At 65.6% G+C, this 17116-nt stretch carries 13 protein-coding genes and 1 tRNA gene; 7 read left to right on the top strand and 7 right to left on the bottom strand.

Annotated features, from left to right (window positions below; all coding sequences use genetic code 11):
• Positions 1 to 27 precede the first annotated feature (27 nt).
• Complete coding sequence (locus tag D1604_RS01590) at positions 28 to 1311, bottom strand: MFS transporter (protein ID WP_119411919.1); 1284 nt, start codon at positions 1309 to 1311, stop codon at positions 28 to 30.
• 306 nt (positions 1312 to 1617) lie between these two features.
• Here D1604_RS01590 and D1604_RS01585 point away from each other — a divergent pair, with 306 nt between their 5' ends.
• Together D1604_RS01585 and D1604_RS01580 are read left to right on the top strand one after the other, a co-directional pair.
• The gene (locus D1604_RS01585; RefSeq protein ID WP_119411918.1) at positions 1618 to 3375 is read left to right on the top strand and encodes a sensor histidine kinase; all 1758 of its coding nucleotides are present in this window, start codon (positions 1618 to 1620) and stop codon (positions 3373 to 3375) included.
• Positions 3372 to 4706: a sigma-54-dependent transcriptional regulator gene (locus D1604_RS01580; protein WP_119411917.1), complete on the top strand. Its 1335-nt coding sequence runs from the start codon at positions 3372 to 3374 to the stop codon at positions 4704 to 4706. The genes D1604_RS01585 and D1604_RS01580 overlap by 4 nt, the downstream gene beginning before the upstream one ends.
• 53 nt (positions 4707 to 4759) lie before the next feature.
• Here the strand turns inward: D1604_RS01580 and D1604_RS01575 are convergent, their stop codons facing one another.
• A complete protein-coding gene (locus D1604_RS01575; RefSeq protein WP_024352884.1) occupies positions 4760 to 5668 on the bottom strand; it encodes a LysR family transcriptional regulator in 909 nt (302 codons plus the stop codon).
• Between the two features lie 269 nt (positions 5669 to 5937).
• Between D1604_RS01575 and D1604_RS01570 the strand changes: the two genes are divergently transcribed.
• Together D1604_RS01570 and D1604_RS01565 are read left to right on the top strand one after the other, a co-directional pair.
• Positions 5938 to 8046 (top strand): TonB-dependent receptor domain-containing protein, encoded by a 2109-nt coding sequence (locus tag D1604_RS01570; RefSeq protein ID WP_233551804.1) that lies wholly within the window; start codon positions 5938 to 5940, stop codon positions 8044 to 8046.
• 18 nt (positions 8047 to 8064) lie between these two features.
• Positions 8065 to 9486 (top strand): YncE family protein, encoded by a 1422-nt coding sequence (locus D1604_RS01565; protein WP_119411916.1) that lies wholly within the window; start codon positions 8065 to 8067, stop codon positions 9484 to 9486.
• Positions 9487 to 9790: 304 nt separating this feature from the next.
• Here the strand turns inward: D1604_RS01565 and D1604_RS01560 are convergent, their stop codons facing one another.
• A complete protein-coding gene (locus D1604_RS01560; protein WP_119411915.1) occupies positions 9791 to 10762 on the bottom strand; it encodes a DUF6607 family protein in 972 nt (323 codons plus the stop codon).
• A 62-nt stretch (positions 10763 to 10824) separates the two neighbouring features.
• On the bottom strand, positions 10825 to 13035 hold the full coding sequence (locus D1604_RS01555; protein WP_119411914.1) for a TonB-dependent hemoglobin/transferrin/lactoferrin family receptor: 2211 nt from the start codon (positions 13033 to 13035) through the stop codon (positions 10825 to 10827).
• 247 nt (positions 13036 to 13282) lie between these two features.
• Between D1604_RS01555 and metC the strand changes: the two genes are divergently transcribed.
• The gene (gene metC, locus D1604_RS01550) at positions 13283 to 14476 is read left to right on the top strand and encodes a cystathionine beta-lyase (protein ID WP_119412404.1); all 1194 of its coding nucleotides are present in this window, start codon (positions 13283 to 13285) and stop codon (positions 14474 to 14476) included.
• Here metC and D1604_RS01545 read toward each other — a convergent pair.
• The 3 genes from D1604_RS01545 to D1604_RS01535 all read right to left on the bottom strand — a co-directional run bounded on the left by D1604_RS01545 (position 14435) and on the right by D1604_RS01535 (position 15230).
• Positions 14435 to 14511, bottom strand: a tRNA-Arg gene (locus D1604_RS01545). The two genes, metC and D1604_RS01545, sit on opposite strands and share 42 nt — an antisense overlap.
• 18 nt (positions 14512 to 14529) lie before the next feature.
• Positions 14530 to 14835 carry an ETC complex I subunit gene (locus D1604_RS01540; RefSeq protein ID WP_024352890.1) on the bottom strand — a complete coding sequence of 102 codons (306 nt, stop codon included), beginning with the start codon at positions 14833 to 14835 and terminating at the stop codon, positions 14530 to 14532.
• Positions 14836 to 14927: 92 nt separating this feature from the next.
• Entirely contained in the window at positions 14928 to 15230 is a 303-nt protein-coding gene (locus tag D1604_RS01535) for a hypothetical protein (RefSeq protein WP_003168207.1), read from the bottom strand.
• 191 nt (positions 15231 to 15421) lie between these two features.
• On the opposite strand from D1604_RS01535, the gene D1604_RS01530 reads away from it, so the two are divergent.
• Positions 15422 to 15958: an RcnB family protein gene (locus tag D1604_RS01530; RefSeq protein ID WP_024352891.1), complete on the top strand. Its 537-nt coding sequence runs from the start codon at positions 15422 to 15424 to the stop codon at positions 15956 to 15958.
• A gap of 153 nt (positions 15959 to 16111) precedes the next feature.
• Entirely contained in the window at positions 16112 to 17062 is a 951-nt protein-coding gene (locus D1604_RS15855; RefSeq protein ID WP_233551803.1) for an RcnB family protein, read from the top strand.
• The last annotated feature ends 54 nt before the right edge of the window (positions 17063 to 17116 follow it).

Below are 17116 nucleotides of genomic sequence, written 5' to 3'. Positions count from 1 at the left end.
TTGTGATTACGCTGGGTGATACTGATTTCAATCGTGAGTAATCATGCTCTTATGTTTAGTATCCCTCATGAATATGAAGACGATGAGCGATATTCCGATCATGATCGTCACGTACCAGAAGTATGCGACCTCGTTATTCTGCGACTTGAACCACAGAGCGGCGTACTCGGCCGTGCCGCCGAACAGGGCGTTGGCGATGGCGTAAGGCAGGGCCACGCCCAGGGCCCGCACATGCGCCGGGAACAGTTCCGCCTTCACCACGGCGTTGATGGCGGTGTAACCGGACACGATCACGAGGGCCGCAAGAGCCAGGGCGAAAGCCGCCGGCGCGCTGTTCACCGTGGCCAGGGCCGACATGATCGGCACGGTGAAAAGCACGCCCAACACGCCGAAGGCGATCATCACCGGCCGCCGTCCAATCCGGTCCGACAGGGCCCCGACGACGGGCTGCAGCAACATGAAGACCAGAAGGGCCGCAGCGCTGATCTGGGTGGCCGCATCCTTGGAAAAGCCAGAGGTGTTGACCAAGAACTTCTGCAGATAGGTGGTGTACGTATAGAAGGCGAGCGTGCCGCCGGCCGTCAGTCCCATCACCAGAAGGGCTTCCTTCGGGTGCTTGAGGATCAGCAGCATGGCGCTGGATTTCGGCGCAGATCGGGTGTCTTCCGCCTTGAAGGCGTTGGTCTCATCCAGACCCCGGCGCAGCCAGAACACGACCACGGCCAGAGCCGCCCCGACGAAGAAGGGGATGCGCCAGCCCCAGGCGCCCAGCGCCTCATCCGTCATCACCGCCTGCAGGACGATGAGCAACAGCAGAGCCAGAAGTTGGCCCGAGATCAGAGTCACATACTGGAAACTGGACCAGAAGCCGCGGTTCTTGGCCGTCGCCATCTCGGACAGATAGGTGGCCGAAGAGCCGTATTCTCCACCAACGCTGATGCCCTGCAACAGCCGGGCGACCAGCAGCAGCGCCGGCGCGGCGATGCCGATCTGCGCGTACCCCGGCGTGCAGCCGATCAACAAGGAACCGGCGCACATCAAGGTGACCGACAGGGTCAGGCCGGCCTTGCGACCTCGCCGGTCGGCGTAGACGCCCATGATCCAGGCGCCGATAGGCCGCATCAGGAAACCGACCGCAAAAACAGCCGCAGCGCCTAGAAGTTGGGCCGTTCCATCATCACTCGGGAAAAATATCGGCGCAAAATAGAGCGCGAACGCCGCATAGGCGTACCAGTCAAACCACTCGACTAGATTACCTGTTGAGCCGCCTATGATGTTCTTGAGGCGGCGCGCGTTAGTCATTGAAGACATATCACCAACTCCGGGAGAATCTATTCTTGCAATCAAAGTGATCCCGGCTCATCAAACCTGACATGTCTGCCCCCAAACCCTTCAACCGCTCTGCGACGGCTCGGTGAATAATGATAGTCATGGGGATGATCATGGCGGCAACGCAGCCACGCAAAAACTTCACAACACGATGTTTTTCTTCACTTTAATGCCTGTTTTATTCCGACCTGGCGCCGCTCAGGCGTGTCGAAAAGCACCCATGTGAGACCGCCTTTGTCCCGCAAACCACACAGTCCCGTGCGAAAAGCTTTTCAGCCGCGACACCGCATGCTGACGCTTGTGGCGATCAGCCTCATCCTGGGCTGCGGACTTGCCGTCTGGGGCGGAGCTTATTGGGCGGCGCGTCAGGCCCGGCTGGCGACGGACGCCGCAGCAGCCGAACAGGCGGACAAACGCGCGCGTCAGTTAGCAGGCACGCTGCAGAAGTTCCGCCTGCTTCCCCTGGTGCTGAGCGAATACCCTGATGTCCACGCCGTGCTCAGCGACGCCCGCCCCGATGCCGTGGCGCGCCTGAACGGCAAACTGGAGCTGCTGGCGGAACGGACCGACGCGGCCGCCATCTATGTCATCGCGCCGAACGGCCTGACTTTGGCGGCGAACAACTGGAACCAGCCCGGCAGCTTCGTAGGACAGAATTTCAGCTACCGGCCCTACTTCCTCAACGCCATGGCTAATGGGGAGGCCGAACTGTTCGCTGTGGGCTCGGTCACCGGACGACCAGGCTTCTTCATCGCTCGCAGGATCGACGAAGGCGCTCGAACCCTGGGCGTCATCGTCGTCAAAATAGATTTCGCCGACCTGGAAGCGCAATGGAGCGGCACGGCCGAGCACACCCTGGTCGTCGATCCTCGCGGCGTCGTCATCATCACCGACCACGCCCCCTGGCGATTTCGCGCCACACGCCCGCTGACGCCTGAGGATCATCAGGGCATCCGCAGCGCCCTTCAGTTCGCCTCCCTGCCGCTGTCGCCCCTCCGGTTCATGCAGAACAGGGACGGAGACCTGAGCATGGCGGACGCCGAAGGTCGCTTCCGCACGTCGCGAACAGCTGCCGCCATCGAAGGCGCATCCCTGCTGCACGTCGCTTCGCTGGAGCCGGCCTACAGAAGCGCCAACCTCCAGGCTCGCCTGGTCATCTTCGCCGTCCTGGCCGCCGCCCTCATGGCCTTCGCCGCCTATTGGCGCATACACATGGGCCGCCTGGCCCAGGTTCGCGCCCGTCAGGCTCTGGAAGAAGAAGTCGATGCGCGCACCAGCGAGTTGCGGGACGCCAATCGCCGTCTGCGCGAAGAGTCACAAGGGCGCCTGGCGGCCGATCGCCGGTGGCGCGCCGCCAGCGAAGAATTGGCGCAGGCCAACCGCCTCGGCCTGATTGGACAGGTCACGGCCGGCGTCGCCCACGAGATCAACCAGCCCATCGCCGCGATCCGCGCCTTCGCCGAAAACGGCGCGCGCTATCTTCAGCGCGGCAGCATCGCCAAGGTTCAGGACGATCTGGCGTCCATTGTCGACCTGACTGACCGCGTCGCGCGGATCACGACGGAACTCCGTTCCTTTTCACGCAAGCGAACCCCGCTGATGGACGAGGTCAGCCTGAACGAGGCGCTGGACGGCGCCCTGCTGTTGATCGGAGACCGTTTACGCACGGCCGGCGTGCGCCTGGACTGGACACCGCCCGTGAAGACCCTGCGAGTCAGCGCCGACAAGATGCGGCTGGAACAGATCTTCATCAACCTGATCCAGAATGCGACCGACGCCTTGCAGGATCGCCCCGACCCGAACATCGCCATTGTCATAGAGGTCGGCGACGAGGATGTTTCGATTGTTATCGCCGACAACGGTCCAGGCGTGTCTCCTGACCTGGAAGGATCCCTCTTCACGCCTTTTGTCACCAGCAAGCCCGCCGGATTGGGTCTCGGCCTCGGCATCGCCCGAGACATAGCCCGCGAGTTCGGCGGCTCCCTTTCTCTTGCGGCTTCTCCCTTGGGCGGCGCTGCGTTTCGTGTTCGATTGAGACGCGCATGACGACTTCGGAAACTCCTCCCTCGGTCCTGTTCATCGAAGATGACGCCGAGCTGCGGCGCGCGATCGTCGATGCGCTGGATCTTGAATCCATCACTGTTCAGGCCCTGCCTGACGCCGTCCAGGCGCTGGCCGCTCTAACGCCCCAGTTCCGCGGGGTGGTGGTTTCCGACATCCGCATGCCGGGCATGGACGGGCTGGAGCTGTTCTCACGCATTCGCGCGCTCGACTCCCAGATTCCGGTCATCCTGATCAGCGGACATGCCGATGTGCCGATGGCGGTCCAGGCGCTGCAGGACGGCGCCTTCGATTTCCTGACGAAACCATTCGCCATGGAGCGGCTGATCACCGCCGTGAACCAGGCGCAGGACTATCGGACCCGCGCACTGGCGCATCGCTCGTTGCGGGCGGCGACGGAAGCCGCCGCTCACGCCAACACGCTGCTGATCGGAGAGAGCCCCGCGATGGTCGCGCTGCGCGAGGCCATCGCCCGCATCGCCGCATCAGATCTGGACGTTCTGGTCGAAGGCGAAACCGGCACGGGCAAGGAGTTGGCGGCTCTGACGTTGCACCGACTCAGCAAGCGACGCGGCAAGAGCTTCGTGCCGGTCAACTGCGGCGCCATCCCCGATCACTTCGCCGAGGTGGAGTTGTTCGGCCAGACGCTGGACGGCTCAGGCTATCGGCGAACCGCCCAGGTGGGCCGCATCGAGGCCGCCGACAAGGGCACGCTGTTCCTCGACGAGATCGACAGCATGAGCCCGGGCGTCCAGGTCAAGCTGCTGCGCGTTCTCGAGGAACGCACGCTAATGTCGGGAGGCGAGCCCTACCCTGTCGACATTCGCGTCATCGCCGCATCAAAGCGAGATCTGGAGAGCGCCGCGCGTGACGGCGCTTTCCGCTCCGACCTGTTCTACCGACTAAATGTGGTGCGCCTTCGGATGCCCCCTCTGCGTGAAAGACGCGAGGATATCCTGCCACTGTTTGCGCATTTCCTGGCGGACCGGAAACAGGCTCAGGAGACGGACGCCTACGCCATATCCGACCCCATTCGCCAACACCTACTGGAGCATAGCTGGCCCGGCAATGTACGGGAGTTGCGCAACTTCGCACTCAGCACCCTGGTTAACGCCCCGGAGATCGAAACCGCCGCGGCGTCCTCGCCTCAAAGCCTCACCCACCGCATGGATGCTTTCGAAGCGGCTCTGATCCGCGAAGCTTTACAGGCGGCCGGAGGCAACGTCTCCGAGGTCATCGCCAGATTGGGGACGCCCAGAAAGACCCTTTACGGCAAGTTCAAACGCCTCAACATCGACCCTGCGGCCTATCGGTAGGCTACGCCCGCGTCGCAACGCTGCGGTTGTGCCGAGCGTCTCTCTCCCCCGACTCAATCGGACTTTGAAAACACGGCTGACAGGGCTTCGACCAACCATCGGGTTCCCATGTCGCCGTCAGAGCGTTCATGCCACACCAAGTGGTAGTCGAAAGGCTGGATTTCCTGCGGCGCCGGGAAGACGCCAAGGCCGTGCGCCGCCGCGAAACGCTCGGCTGCCCGGCGCGGCAGGAGGGCCACCGCCTCGCTAGCCTGCAGCAGATAGGGAACCAGGGCGAAGCTCTCGGCCCGCACCAGGACGCGACGCTCGGCCATATCGGGCAGATCGTCCGACACCCAGTCGCCGAAGCCGTCCCCCGCCGAAGGGACGACATGGGGCCAGCGCAGCAGTTCGGCGTGCGTCGGCTTCGTCTGGCAGACGGGATGGTCGCGGCGCGCCAGGCCCAGATGCGTCTCACGAAACAGCCAGCGCGACTTCAGCCCCGCGCCCTCGGGATTCCAGCCGGTCAGCACCAGATCCAGCCGACCATCCTCCAGCCGCCGCAGACTGGTGTCCGACAGAGGCTCGACGTCCAGTTCCACCCCCGTCGCCTCCTGCGCTATCCGGGCGATAGCGGGCGTCAAGACGCTGAGCAGCCCGAAATCGGTGGAGGCTAGACGGAACACCCGCTTCATCCGCCCGAGATCCAGGCTGGGGTCGCGCAGCAGGCTCTCGCCCGCCTCCAGCCAGGCGCGCAGCGGGCCGGACAGGGCCTCGGCGCGCGGCGTCGGCATCATGCCGCGCGGACCGCGCACCAGCAGGGGATCGTCGAACTGATCGCGCAGCCGGGCCAGGATGCGGCTCATCGCCGGCTGGCCGATGCCCAGACGCTCAGCCGCACGCGAGACGCTGCGCTGCTCTATCAGCACCTGAAGGTGCGGAAGCAGGGTGAAATCGACGCGGTGGGGAAGTCGCCCCGACATATGGCCTCGCTGCATGACGCCCCGCGCGTCGCCCCCGGCTGTATTAAGAACGCCTCTTAATTGCAACACATACGCACCCCAGTCCGCGACCCGTTTTCGCCACCTGCCGATGGCCGCCCCCTCATGCGACGAGGCGAATAGGCCCCATGCCGAATCCGACATTGAGACAATATTGCGAATGATTATTAGGAGCGGGCCGCTCGCACGGTCGAGCTTTCCTCCCCTCCCCGGGCGCCTGGCGCCCGCCTAACGCACGCCTCTGGGGGCGCATGATGCACCTATCAAAACGCCGCATCGGGCTGGGCCTGATGACCTCCACCCTACTCGCCGCCTCGCCGGTTCTGGCCGAGACCGTCATGCCGGACGTCTCCGGCGTCGATCCCCAGGCCACCACGGTCAGCGACGTCATCGTCACGGCGTCAGGCACGGCTGTGGACGTCCGCAACGCCCCTGCCTCGGTCAGCGTCATCACCCGCGACGAGATCGAGCGCCAGCCTGTGCAGAGCCTGGGCGAACTGTTGGGACGTCTGCCTGGCGTGACCGGGGGCGTCAGCCCCACCGGAGCCATGTCCAAGATCACCATCCGCGGCCTGCCGGACAACTACACCCTGGTGCTGGTCGACGGCCGCCGCGTCGGCAACTCGCGCGACATCAGCTATCGCCCCGACCTGGGCCGACAGGACCTGAACTGGATTTCGCCCGACATGATCGAGCGCATCGAGGTCGTGCGCGGGCCGATGTCATCCCTCTATGGCTCCGACGCCATGGGAGGGGTCATCAATATCATCACCCGCAAGATCGCCCCGACGTGGCGCGGATCGGCCAACACCAGCTACACTTGGTCCGAGGATTCCGAACGCGGCGACGCCTATCAACTGGGCGTCAACGTGGCCGGTCCGCTGGCCGAGAACCTGGGCCTGCGCCTGGGCGCGACCTACGCCCGAACCAACCCGGACGAGGTGAACATCTCGAGCAACAACGGCGCGGGCGGCGTCGTAAACAAGAGCCTGAACGGCGTGCTGAACTGGGCGCCGTTCGAGAACCAAAACTTCTCGTTCGAGGCGAACTATGGGGTGGAGGAGCCCCTGGCGCCCAAGCTGTTGGTGCCGAACAGCAGTGGCGTGCTGACGCCGCAGGGCGCTTTCGGCTCCGAGACAGAGCGCACCAATTTCCGCGCCAGCCACGAGGGCGAATGGTCCTTCGGCAAGACACGTCTGGACGTCTATCGCAACGCCTTCGAGAACAAGGCGATGGGCGAGTACGGCGGCTCCGGCGAGTTCGAGGAATGGATCGTCGACGGCCTGTGGAACTTCGAAAAGAATTTCGTCTGGCTGCACAAGTTCGCCCTCGGCGCCCAGTATCGTCAGGAAGAGCTGACCAACACCGACACCATCGGTACGGTGCCGATCGACTATGACGGCAACGTCATCACCGGCGCTACGCTGAAGGGCGACACGGCGGCCATCTTCGCCGAGGACCAGATCACCCTGCGCGAGAATCTACTGCTGACGCTGGGCGGTCGTCTGGACAGTCATGACAAGTACGGCGAGCACTTCAGTCCGCGCGCCTATCTGGTCTGGCATCCGGCCGAGGCCTGGACGCTGCGTGGGGGCGTCTCCAAGGGCTTCCGCGCGCCGTCCCTGAAGGAGAACAGCGCCGGCGCGGCGACAAACTCCGGCGGCAACGGCTGCCGGGGCCTGATCGGCATGGTCGCCAGGGACAAGAACGGAAACCCGATCCTGGACGGGAACGGCAACCCGCTGATCTACACCTCGGGCGGCTGCTGGATGGCGGGCAACCCCAACCTCAAGCCCGAGGAAAGCACCAGCTATGAGTTCGGCTTCGCCTATGACGGCGCCGCCTACAGCTTCGCCGCCACCTATTTCCACACCGATTTCGAGAACAAGATCCAGTACGCGCCGCTGGGCTATTTCGAAGGCCGCTGGTGGACCAAGAACGAGAACGTCCAGCGCGCCCGCACCAAAGGTCTTGAACTGACCGGCCAGGCCAATCTGCCCTATGATCTGACCCTGCGCGGCAACGCCACCTGGATGATCGAGGCCAAGAACCTCGACACCGGGGCCAGCCTGATCACCACGCCGGAATGGTCGGGCTACGCCTCGCTGGACTGGCGGGCGACGGATCGCCTGGGGGTCATGCTGTCGGCCCAGTACACCGGCGAGCAGCTGAGCGGCGGCTCGACCCTGACCAACGCCCGCACCGAGTTCGACCTGACGACCGCCTATGAGGCGTCCGACACGGTGACGCTGCGCGCCGGCGTCTCCAACCTCTTCAACGAGAAGGTCAGCGGCACCGCCGGCGATGGCTACTATTCGCCCGGCCGCCGCTTCTTCGTTGGCCTGACCACCCGCTTCTGATCCGGAGAAACTGCGATCATGACTAACCTACGCAAATCCCTTCGCGGCGCCGCCCTCGGCGCCCTTCTGGCGGCATCGGCCGTCGCAGTTCCGGCGACGGCCTCGGCCCAGGCCCTGTTCTCGGCGCCCGAGCGCCTGGACGGCGGCCAGGTCAGCTTCGCCTCGGGCGAGCGCGGCAAGCCCGTCCTGCCGGGCGGCCCCGTGGTCGCTGCTGGCCGCGGCTTCCATCCGGGTCAGAGCATCACTCTGATGTACGGCCAGACGCCGCTGTCGACCGGCCCGATCACGGCTGACGCCGAGGGCGGCTTCGAGGCGCGGCTGACGCTGCCCGCCGACGCCCAGCCGGGCAATCATCCGATCGTGGCGGTGTCGCAGGCGCCCTACAACGCCGTCCTGACCAATCTGAAGATTTCGCCGAACGTGCCGCTGTCGAACGAGGCGGCCTACCGGATCACCAGCATCCAGCCGACGCGCGGCCTGTACCAGACCGCCTACAGCGCCAAACGCAACGCCGTCTTCGCCACCTCGGCGGTCGGCCGTCCGCCGGTGCGCCAGTCGGAGCTGCTGCGCCTGAACGCCGACACCCTGGCGGTCGAAGCCCGCATCACCCCGGCCGCCGCGCCGGGCCGCGCCGGTCGCGACGGGCAGCCCCAGGACGGCGGAGTCTTCGCCGTCTACGGCGTCGGGGTCGATGACTCCAACGACACCGTCTGGGTCTCGAACAGCCGCCAGAACACGGTGGCCGTCTATCGCCAGTCAGACCTGTCGCTGGTGCGCCAGTTCGAGCCGGGCACGGTCAACCACGCCCGCGACGTCGTCATCGACGAAGAGCACGGCAAGGCCTACGCCAGCGCCACCTTCGAGCCCGAGGTCGTGGTGTTCGACACCGGCGCCCTGACGGTGGCCAAGCGCATCAAGATCGACTCGACCGTGCGCGGCGAGACTTTCTCAGCCGCCAGCGTCTCCTATGACCGCGAAGCGCGCCGCCTGTACGTCGCCTCCAACTCGACCAATGAGGTCGCCGTCATCGACGCCGCCGCCGACACCGTGCTGAACGTCTTCCGCGTGCCTGGCGCGCGCAGCGTGATCGGCGTTTCGCACGATCCGCAGACCGACCGCATCTTCGTCGCGGCCCAGGGCACCGACAACCTGGTGGTGCTGAACGGTTCGGACGGTTCGGTCGTGGCCGACACCCCGGTCGGCGCGGGCGCCCTGAACGTGGTGTTCGAGCCGAAGTCGCGCCGCGCCTTCGTCAGCACCTTCGGCGCCGGCACGGTGACAGTCACCGACGTCGACGGCCGCATCGTCGCCAACCTGCCGGCCCCGCCGGTGGCCAACCACGTCTCGACCGACGGTCGCGGCAACGTCTACGTCGCGGTCAAGTCCGGCTGGACCACGGACGGAAACGACTCCGTGCTGCGCATCCGCCCCGCACGCTGATGAAGAAACTCTGACGCGAAGCGAGAACTAAAAAGAAGGGCCCTTGCAATCACTGCCAGGGCCCTTCCCGTCTCAAAGCGTGGGGAGGCTCGATCTGAGCAACTGGCTGTCAGGCAAAACCTGGCATGATTATGGAGCAAAGACCGCTGGACGCGGCAGAAGCTGGCCAAGGGCTTGCAGATCACCCTTGCATCGACGCACGGCCAGACAGTCCTTCGACATCGACAGGCCCTTACGAGGGGCGTCTCGGATATAAGAAGACGCCCCTCGCCATTCACAGCGATGGCGAGGGGCGTCTGACCGTTCAGCGCCGGGTTGCGTCAGCGATCAGGGCGCGGGCGCGCTCTACAGCAGCCGGGGTGGTCAATGTCCCGGCGTTGATCTGGTCCGCCAGGTCCATCAGAGGGACGCTGGTGACGGCGCCGGTTTCGGCGACCTCCTGAACATGGACGCCTCCCTCACGTGCGATCACGGCGTCCCATGCGGCGCGGACCTCAGCCCAGTAGTCTTTGGTCGCGGCCCAATAGTCGTCGCCGGGCTTGGGCTCGAAGGCCGTCGATGCGTCGTAGGTGTTGACCACGTCTTCCTGAACCACGGCCTGAGGAACACCGCCGTTACGCCCGGTCATCTTGACGTTGTCCTGGATGTGGACCCAGCCGCCCGGACGGATGACGTGGCGATTGGTCCCAAGATAACGGTCATAGACCGGGTTGCGCACGGCGTCGCGACGGGCCAGCGGCCGCCAGGTCGGGCCGGACGTCCACACGGTCATACCATTGTCGTAGCTCCAACGCCCTACGCCCCCGTAGCGAGGCGAATCGTCCGTTTGCCAGACAGTCTGGGACCAGGCGCCGCGACGCTCTTCGGCCGACACAGGAGTCAGGGTCCACTGGTCCGGTCCGGCGTAGGTCAGCACGGTCTCGGGCTGATAGGCCCAGTCCTGACGCCAGTGTTTGACCAGTATGGTCTGGCCCTCGTGATACATGACCAGGATGTGCTGAAGGCTGATGCGATCGCCGGTGTCGTAGACGACACGCACGATCTCGGTGCCGCCGGACCGCTTGGGCTCGAGCGGCTGATAGTCCGCCTGCAGGCCGACCGTCTCGCGCATGTCGAAACGCACGCGATAATCGCCGACCTGGGCCAGGATGGCCTGACGATCCTGTTCAAAGGCGCTGGCAGGCGCCTGGGTCTGGCCTGTCGCCGTCGAGGCGGGCAACGCCTGCACAGCCGGGGCGCCGGTCAGAAGGGCGGCCGCGATCAAGATTGCGCGCATGGGGGCTCCATTGGTTTGCGAAGGACGGGGTTTCAGCTGGCGCTTCCGGGGCATGGTCGAGCTCACAGGCGCACGCTCAGAGACACGCCGAAGTTGCGGCCGGGCTGGGTAAAGGCGTCCAGCGTCGCCGGTCGGGCGCCGACGGCCGGGCTGTTCAGGCCGCGCACGTCGCTCCACCAGGCGTATTTCTCGTCAAAGACGTTGAAGGCGCCGGCGCGCAGAGTGGCCCGTTCGGTCACGTTCCAAAAGGCGGTGACGTCCAGCAGGGTGAAGCGCTCGCCCGGCCAGCACAGACCGCCGCCGCATTCATGGTTCGACTTGCGGTCCGACCAGGTGACCGTGGCGCTGCCGCCCCAGACGCCCGAGGGAGCAGCGTAGTTCAGCCCGCCGACCAGCTTGATCGGATCCACGCTGATCAGGGCGCCGCGCTTGCCTTCCGTCTCCTGTTCGCCATCGGCGAAAGAGGCGGCGACGATGGTCGAGAAGCCGTTGTCCCAATGAATGTCGCCGCGCGCTTCCAGGCCCCAGATCTCGACCTTGGTCAGGTTGACGTATTGATAGATCAGCGGGTCTTCGTAGGGTTTGCCGCTCCCGCCCACCACCGCCTGATCGATGAAGTCGTCGTATTCGGTGCGGAAGGCCGTGGCCTGCAACGACAGGTTTCCGCCGAACAGGTCCAGATTGCGGAAGCGGAAGCCGCCCTCAATACTTTCGCTGGTTTCGGGCTTCAGGTCCGGGTTCGGAATGGACTCATAGCCGTACACCGGGTTGGCGAAGAAGTTGTTCACCTGCATCGGCGAGGGCGCCTTGAAGCCCTGGGCGTAGTTGGCGAAGACGCCGAAATGATCGTCGGCCCAATAGATAGCGCCGATCTTGGGCGACAGATGGCTGTCGCTCTGCCCCTCGGCCGGGGCCGGGAACAGGGCGTCGGCCTGCGGCGTCAGCTCATACCAGTCGTAGCGCAGGGCCGGGATGATGCTGAGGCGGCCGCCCAGCAGATCGATCTCGTCCTGGATGAACAGGCCCGCCAGGTCGAACTCGGTCTTGGGGAAAGGCCGGGCGGGGAAAGGCTCGCCCACCGGCGGGACCGTGCCGTCGCGGATTCCTTCCTGGGTGGTGCGCGACCAGTCGGCGCCGAAGGTGACCCGGTGACGAACAGCCTCGCCGCCGAAGCTCTTGGAACCCTGCGCCGCCAGACCCCAGACGGCGTTGTCGAAGGTCACGTCGCGGGTGCGATCGCCCAGCGTCGGACGCTGCTCATAGGTGAACTGGCGCGTCGTGGCATCCTGCCAGAAGACGGCGGCGGAGCCGGAATCGAGGCCCAGGAAGTCGTCGAAACGCCAGTCAAGGCTGACGCGGTCTCGCTGCGTCTCGTCCTGGGCGCTCAGGCCGGTGACGGAAGCGGAATAGCTGCTGAGCGCCTCGCCCTCCATGTCCTGATCGAAGTGGTCATACGTCAGTCGCACGGTGTGGTTGGGCGCGGCGTCCCAGACCAGCTTGGCCAGCACGGCGTTGGAGGCGAATTCCTGCGGATTCGGCTTGGTGCGGTCGGCGCCCATGCCGCCCGTCTCGGCCATGTTTTCCGTCTCATGAGCATCGCGGCGGGTGTAGGCCAGCAGGCCGGACAACGCACCGCTGCGCCCGGCCAGGGCCAGGCCCTCGGTCCAGCCCTCGTCGGCGGAGTTGTAGCCGACCCGCCCACGGGCGCCGAAGTTGCGGCCCGCCTCGATAAAGTCGGTCGGGTCCTTCGAGGTGAAGCTGACCGCCCCGGCGATGCCATCCGAGCCATACAGAGCCGAAGCCGGACCGCGCAGGATCTCGACCGACTTGACCAGATCCAGGTCATTATAGCCGCCCCGCCCGACCGCCTGGGCGCCGAAGGCGAAGCCGTCCGGCACCCGCACGCCGTCCTGGACGATCAAGACGCGGTTGCCGCCCATGCCGCGGATGGTGAAGCCTGAATTGCCGTCACGACCGGAGCCAGACAGCGCGGCCGAAAAGCGGGCCGGACTGGTCGGAACGCTGACGCCCGGCTCAAACCGGATCAGGTCCTTGATGTCCGTTACGAGGTTGTTCTCAATATCCTTGGCGGTGATCACGCTGATGCTGGCAGGGACTTCGTCGATGCGCCGTTCGGTGCGAGTGCCGACAACCGTGACCGGAGCCACCCGCACCGGTTGATTCAGGTCGATCTCAAACGCGCCCTCGGCGCTGGCCGGCAGGGCGGCCCCGAGGGCGGCGAGTCCGGCGGAAAACATCAATAGCGAACGCATAGGCGGCACCCTGTTTGAAAGAGTCCTCGCCTTTAGTGCGAACGATTATCAGAATCAATCTTAAACTGCTGCCCCCCGCCTGCATCCGCCTAAGGTCAACTGTCGCGCGAACGACAACGAAAGCGGGCTTGAGACTTCTGAGCGACCTCGCCCGGGCCCAAAGAGCATTTTCCTGGCTGGTGAAATCTTGCCCGACGCGTCGGCGACCGCCACTCTGACGCCTGGAGCACAATCCGCCGGAGGTCATATGCCGAAGCTATCGGACCGCACGCGACTGATCGCCGGCGCCACGCGACGCGGTCTGGGCCGCCGCCCCGTCAATCCGCCGATTGAACGCGCCTCCACCATGCTGAGCGACGACCCGGCGGCGATGCAGGATCCCAGCGACGGGCCCGTCTATGGGCTGGACGGGACCAGCGCGGCGCGTGAACTGCGGGCGGCCCTGGCCGATCTGGAGGGGGCGAGCGAGGTCTTTCTGGTTCCGTCCGGTCTGGCGGCCGTCACCGTGCCTCTCACAGCCCTTCTTCGCCCCGGCGACGAAGTGCTGACGACCGAAGCCGTCTATGGCCCCACACGGCGGTTTCTGACGCGCCACATGGCCGACAGAGGCGTCGCCGCGCGCTTTCACCCGGCCGGGGCGTCTGTCGAGGAAGTGATGGATCAGGTGCATGAGCGCACGCGGGTGTTGCTGATCGAAGCGCCCGGCTCTCTCACCTTCGACATGATGGACGTGCCAGCCGTAGCGGCGGCCTGCAGGGCGCGCGGCGTGCTGACGGTGATGGACAACACCTGGGCGGCCGGTCTGGCCTTCCGCCCGCTGGCCCACGGCGTGGACGTCAGCGTTCAGGCCCTGACGAAGTATGCGGGAGGCCATTCCGACCTGCTGATGGGCGGCGTGGCGGCGCAGGCGCCTGAGATCATCCGGGCCATCAACAACGTCATCGAGGACATGGGCTGGCACGTCTCGCCAGACGACGCCTGGCTGGCGCTGCGCGGGCTGCGCACCCTGCCGCTGCGCTATGAGGCTCAGGCGCGCGCCGCCCTGCGCGTCGCCGAATGGCTTCAGGACCAGCCCGAGGTGGCCCGCGTCCTGTACCCGCCCCTGCCCGGCTCAGTCGGGCACGCGCTTTGGCGCCGGGATTTCGACGGCGCGGCTTCCCTGATGGGCGTGGTCATGAAGGGCGGCGAAAAGGCGGCGGCCCACGCCTTCATGCGCGCCCTCAGCCTGTTCGGCATGGGCTATTCCTGGGGCGGCTTCGAGAGCCTTATCACCCACGAAACCCCACAGCTGGCGTATCGGCAGCACGCGCCCGACCTGCCCGGCCAGTTGTTGCGCCTGCATATAGGGTTGGAGGATCCCGCCGATCTGATCGCCGATCTGACGCGTGGATTGGCGGCGTGGCGCGCCCAGCAGGACTCGAACCTGCAACCGTCCGCTTAGAAGGCGGGTGCTCTATCCGGTTGAGCTATGGGCGCCAGGGGCCGCGGCAGACCTTAGTGGGTCCAGGACTGCTTGCGATCGGTCGCGAAGTTGTCGGCGTAGGCCTTGATGATGACCGGCGCCTCGTTCGGCTCATGCAGGCGGAAGGCGATGCCGTGGCGTTCGGCGTATTCGATCGCCTCTTCCTTGGTGTCGAAGCTCAGGCGGACCTGGCCGTTCATGTCGGTCGAGCTGGTCCAGCCCATCAGCGGGTCGATCGTGCGAGCCGAGGCGGGCTCGAACTCCAGGCGCCAGTCGCGCGTCTTGGCCTTGCCGGACTGCATCGCGGTCTTGGCCGGGCGATAGATGCGAGCGAGCATGGACGGAATCCTTCGGACGGAGAACTTGCCGGGTGCATACCCCGCCGTCGCCGCCCGGTCCAGACGCCGAAGCCGTCTCGGTCCGCTTGAAATCAGGCCGCCAGAGACGATGAACCGGCGTCGATCCAGCGACGCGCGGCGCGCTGGGCCTCAGCGATCTCGTCGTGCTCCATCTCCTGGCTGAGATCGCGGCGATACCCTTTCGCCTCGAGCGAACCCTTCATGGCCGCCAGGTTGAAGATCATATGGGCCGACACCCGATCGATCGGACATCCGTCCAGGCCGGACGAATAGGCCAGGCCCAACCGGAACAGCGCATCGCCGTCCATATCCGGCGTGGGCAGGGGCAAGGGCGCGTAGTCGGTCTGTTCGCGCGCCGTATCATGGGCGTTCATCGCTAGGTTCCTCCTGAGAAGCACGTTCTGCGCCGCTCTCGGACACGCATTCAAATACCCGCGGTTTGAAATTAGCGTTAACGCGCCAGCCCCTGCAGACGCGAGGCTGACAGGCCGGTTCAGACGCCGTTCATTCGCCGCCGCCGAAGTTAGCCCCAGACAGGGTTTCGCCGCTTTGCATGGAGTTTAACATGAACCGCCTGACCAAGGCCGCCGTCATCGCCCTGGCGCTGGCGACCACGGCCGCTCCCATGATGGCGCAGGCCCAGGATCGTCATGATCGCCGTGAGTGGCGGCAGGACCGTCGTGACGACCGTCGCGACTGGCGTCAGGATCGCCGCGACGATCGCCGGGACTGGCGCCAAGATCGCCGCTCGGATCACCGCGACTGGCGTCAGGATCAGCGCCGCCAGGACCGCTGGAGCCGCGACAACCGCAACTGGTGGCGCGGACGCCCCGAATTCCGCGATTATCGCGGCGCGCGCAACGGTTATTGGTATGCGCCGGGCCACGGCTATTATCGGGTCGAGCCGCGTTATTACGGTTATCGCTGGCGCACGGGCGGATACCTGCCGCCAGCGTATCGCAGCTACTATGTCAGCGACCCCTATTTCTATGGCCTGCGTCCAGCGCCGCGCGGTTACCGCTACGTCCACGCCGGCAATGACATCCTGATGATCGCGGTCGCCACCGGCCTGATCGCCAGCGTGATGAACAACGTCTATTAAACCTGCGCTCGTGCAGTCGACTGGCCCCGCAAGCGTCTGTCTTGCGGGGCTTTTTCATGACAACACTCTGCGATCCTCGTTCAGCCGCAGTTCATGCCCCGGCGTCTATTTTCCAATCAAGCCGCCCAATCTGGGCGTGCGAGGATTCTGACCATGAAACGTTCTCTTCTCATGTTCGCGGCGGTTTCCGCCTTCCTCGTGCCCGCCGCAGCACCTCTGTCGGCCCTGGCCCAGGAACGGCCTCAACGCGCCCAGACCCGCGAGGACGGCCCACGCCGCTCTGAACGGCGCGCTGCGCCGCAACGTGATCGCGGCGACATGGCCATAAGGCCGCGAGAGCGCCAGGAAGCGCCGCGCCAGAACGCCCAGCCTCGTCCCAATCAGTCTCGTCCCGATCAGCCGCGTCCGAACCAATCTCGGCCTGAAGCACGGCCGGACGTCCAGCGTCCGCAGCGCCCTGGCGGCGAGCGCCCCGATCAGCAACGACCCAACCGCCCGGATCGTCCAGAAGGACAGCGTCCCGATCGCCCAGACCGGCCTAACCGTCCCGGCTGGAATCAACCGAACCAGCCTGGGCGCCCCGATCGCCCTCAACGCCCGGACAGACCAGATCGCCCCGATCGTCCCGATCGTCCCGGCGCAAATCGTCCGGACCGTCCGGATTGGAACCGGCCCGGCCGCCCCGACGCCAACCGTCCACACCGGCCGGATCGTCCCGGCTGGAACAGGGACCGGGACTATCGCGAGTTCCACAATCGCTGGAACCGGGACCAGTGGCGCCGTGACTGGGACCGTCGTCATCGCAGCGACTGGTGGCGAAACGACTCTCGCTTCCGAGGCTGGAGCGGCGTGCGCGTCGGCTTCTATTTCGCACCGGGCTACGGCTACTACAGCGTGCCGCGCACCTATTGGAACCGACAATACTACGTCGGCCAATACCTGCCGGATATCTTCTGGCGCTATCAGGTGAATGACTGGCGCACCTATGGCCTGGGCTATCCGCCTCCGGGGACGCGGTGGGTCTATGTCGACAATGCGATCTATCTGATCGACGAATACGACGGCTACATCATCGAAGTCGTCCGCGACGCCTGGAGCTGGTAAGCGACAGGCTCCTGGCAAGAGACCCCGGAGAGCGATCTCCGGGGTCTCTCTTTT

It is taken from the genome of Brevundimonas sp. LPMIX5, assembly GCF_003576505.1.
GTDB lineage: Bacteria > Pseudomonadota > Alphaproteobacteria > Caulobacterales > Caulobacteraceae > Brevundimonas > Brevundimonas naejangsanensis.
The sequence above is the reverse complement of the archived record's forward strand: the minus strand, read 5'-3'. Positions and strand labels throughout refer to the sequence as shown.

Coding starts and splice junctions, on each gene's coding strand:
- D1604_RS01590 (WP_119411919.1), bottom strand. CDS start 1,311: ATGTCTTCAATGACTAACGCGCGCCGCCTCAAGAACATCATAGGCGGC.
- D1604_RS01585 (WP_119411918.1), top strand. CDS start 1,618: ATGCTGACGCTTGTGGCGATCAGCCTCATCCTGGGCTGCGGACTTGCC.
- D1604_RS01580 (WP_119411917.1), top strand. CDS start 3,372: ATGACGACTTCGGAAACTCCTCCCTCGGTCCTGTTCATCGAAGATGAC.
- D1604_RS01575 (WP_024352884.1), bottom strand. CDS start 5,668: ATGTCGGGGCGACTTCCCCACCGCGTCGATTTCACCCTGCTTCCGCAC.
- D1604_RS01570 (WP_233551804.1), top strand. CDS start 5,938: ATGATGCACCTATCAAAACGCCGCATCGGGCTGGGCCTGATGACCTCC.
- D1604_RS01565 (WP_119411916.1), top strand. CDS start 8,065: ATGACTAACCTACGCAAATCCCTTCGCGGCGCCGCCCTCGGCGCCCTT.
- D1604_RS01560 (WP_119411915.1), bottom strand. CDS start 10,762: ATGCGCGCAATCTTGATCGCGGCCGCCCTTCTGACCGGCGCCCCGGCT.
- D1604_RS01555 (WP_119411914.1), bottom strand. CDS start 13,035: ATGCGTTCGCTATTGATGTTTTCCGCCGGACTCGCCGCCCTCGGGGCC.
- metC (WP_119412404.1), top strand. CDS start 13,283: ATGCCGAAGCTATCGGACCGCACGCGACTGATCGCCGGCGCCACGCGA.
- D1604_RS01540 (WP_024352890.1), bottom strand. CDS start 14,835: ATGCTCGCTCGCATCTATCGCCCGGCCAAGACCGCGATGCAGTCCGGC.
- D1604_RS01535 (WP_003168207.1), bottom strand. CDS start 15,230: ATGAACGCCCATGATACGGCGCGCGAACAGACCGACTACGCGCCCTTG.
- D1604_RS01530 (WP_024352891.1), top strand. CDS start 15,422: ATGAACCGCCTGACCAAGGCCGCCGTCATCGCCCTGGCGCTGGCGACC.
- D1604_RS15855 (WP_233551803.1), top strand. CDS start 16,112: ATGAAACGTTCTCTTCTCATGTTCGCGGCGGTTTCCGCCTTCCTCGTG.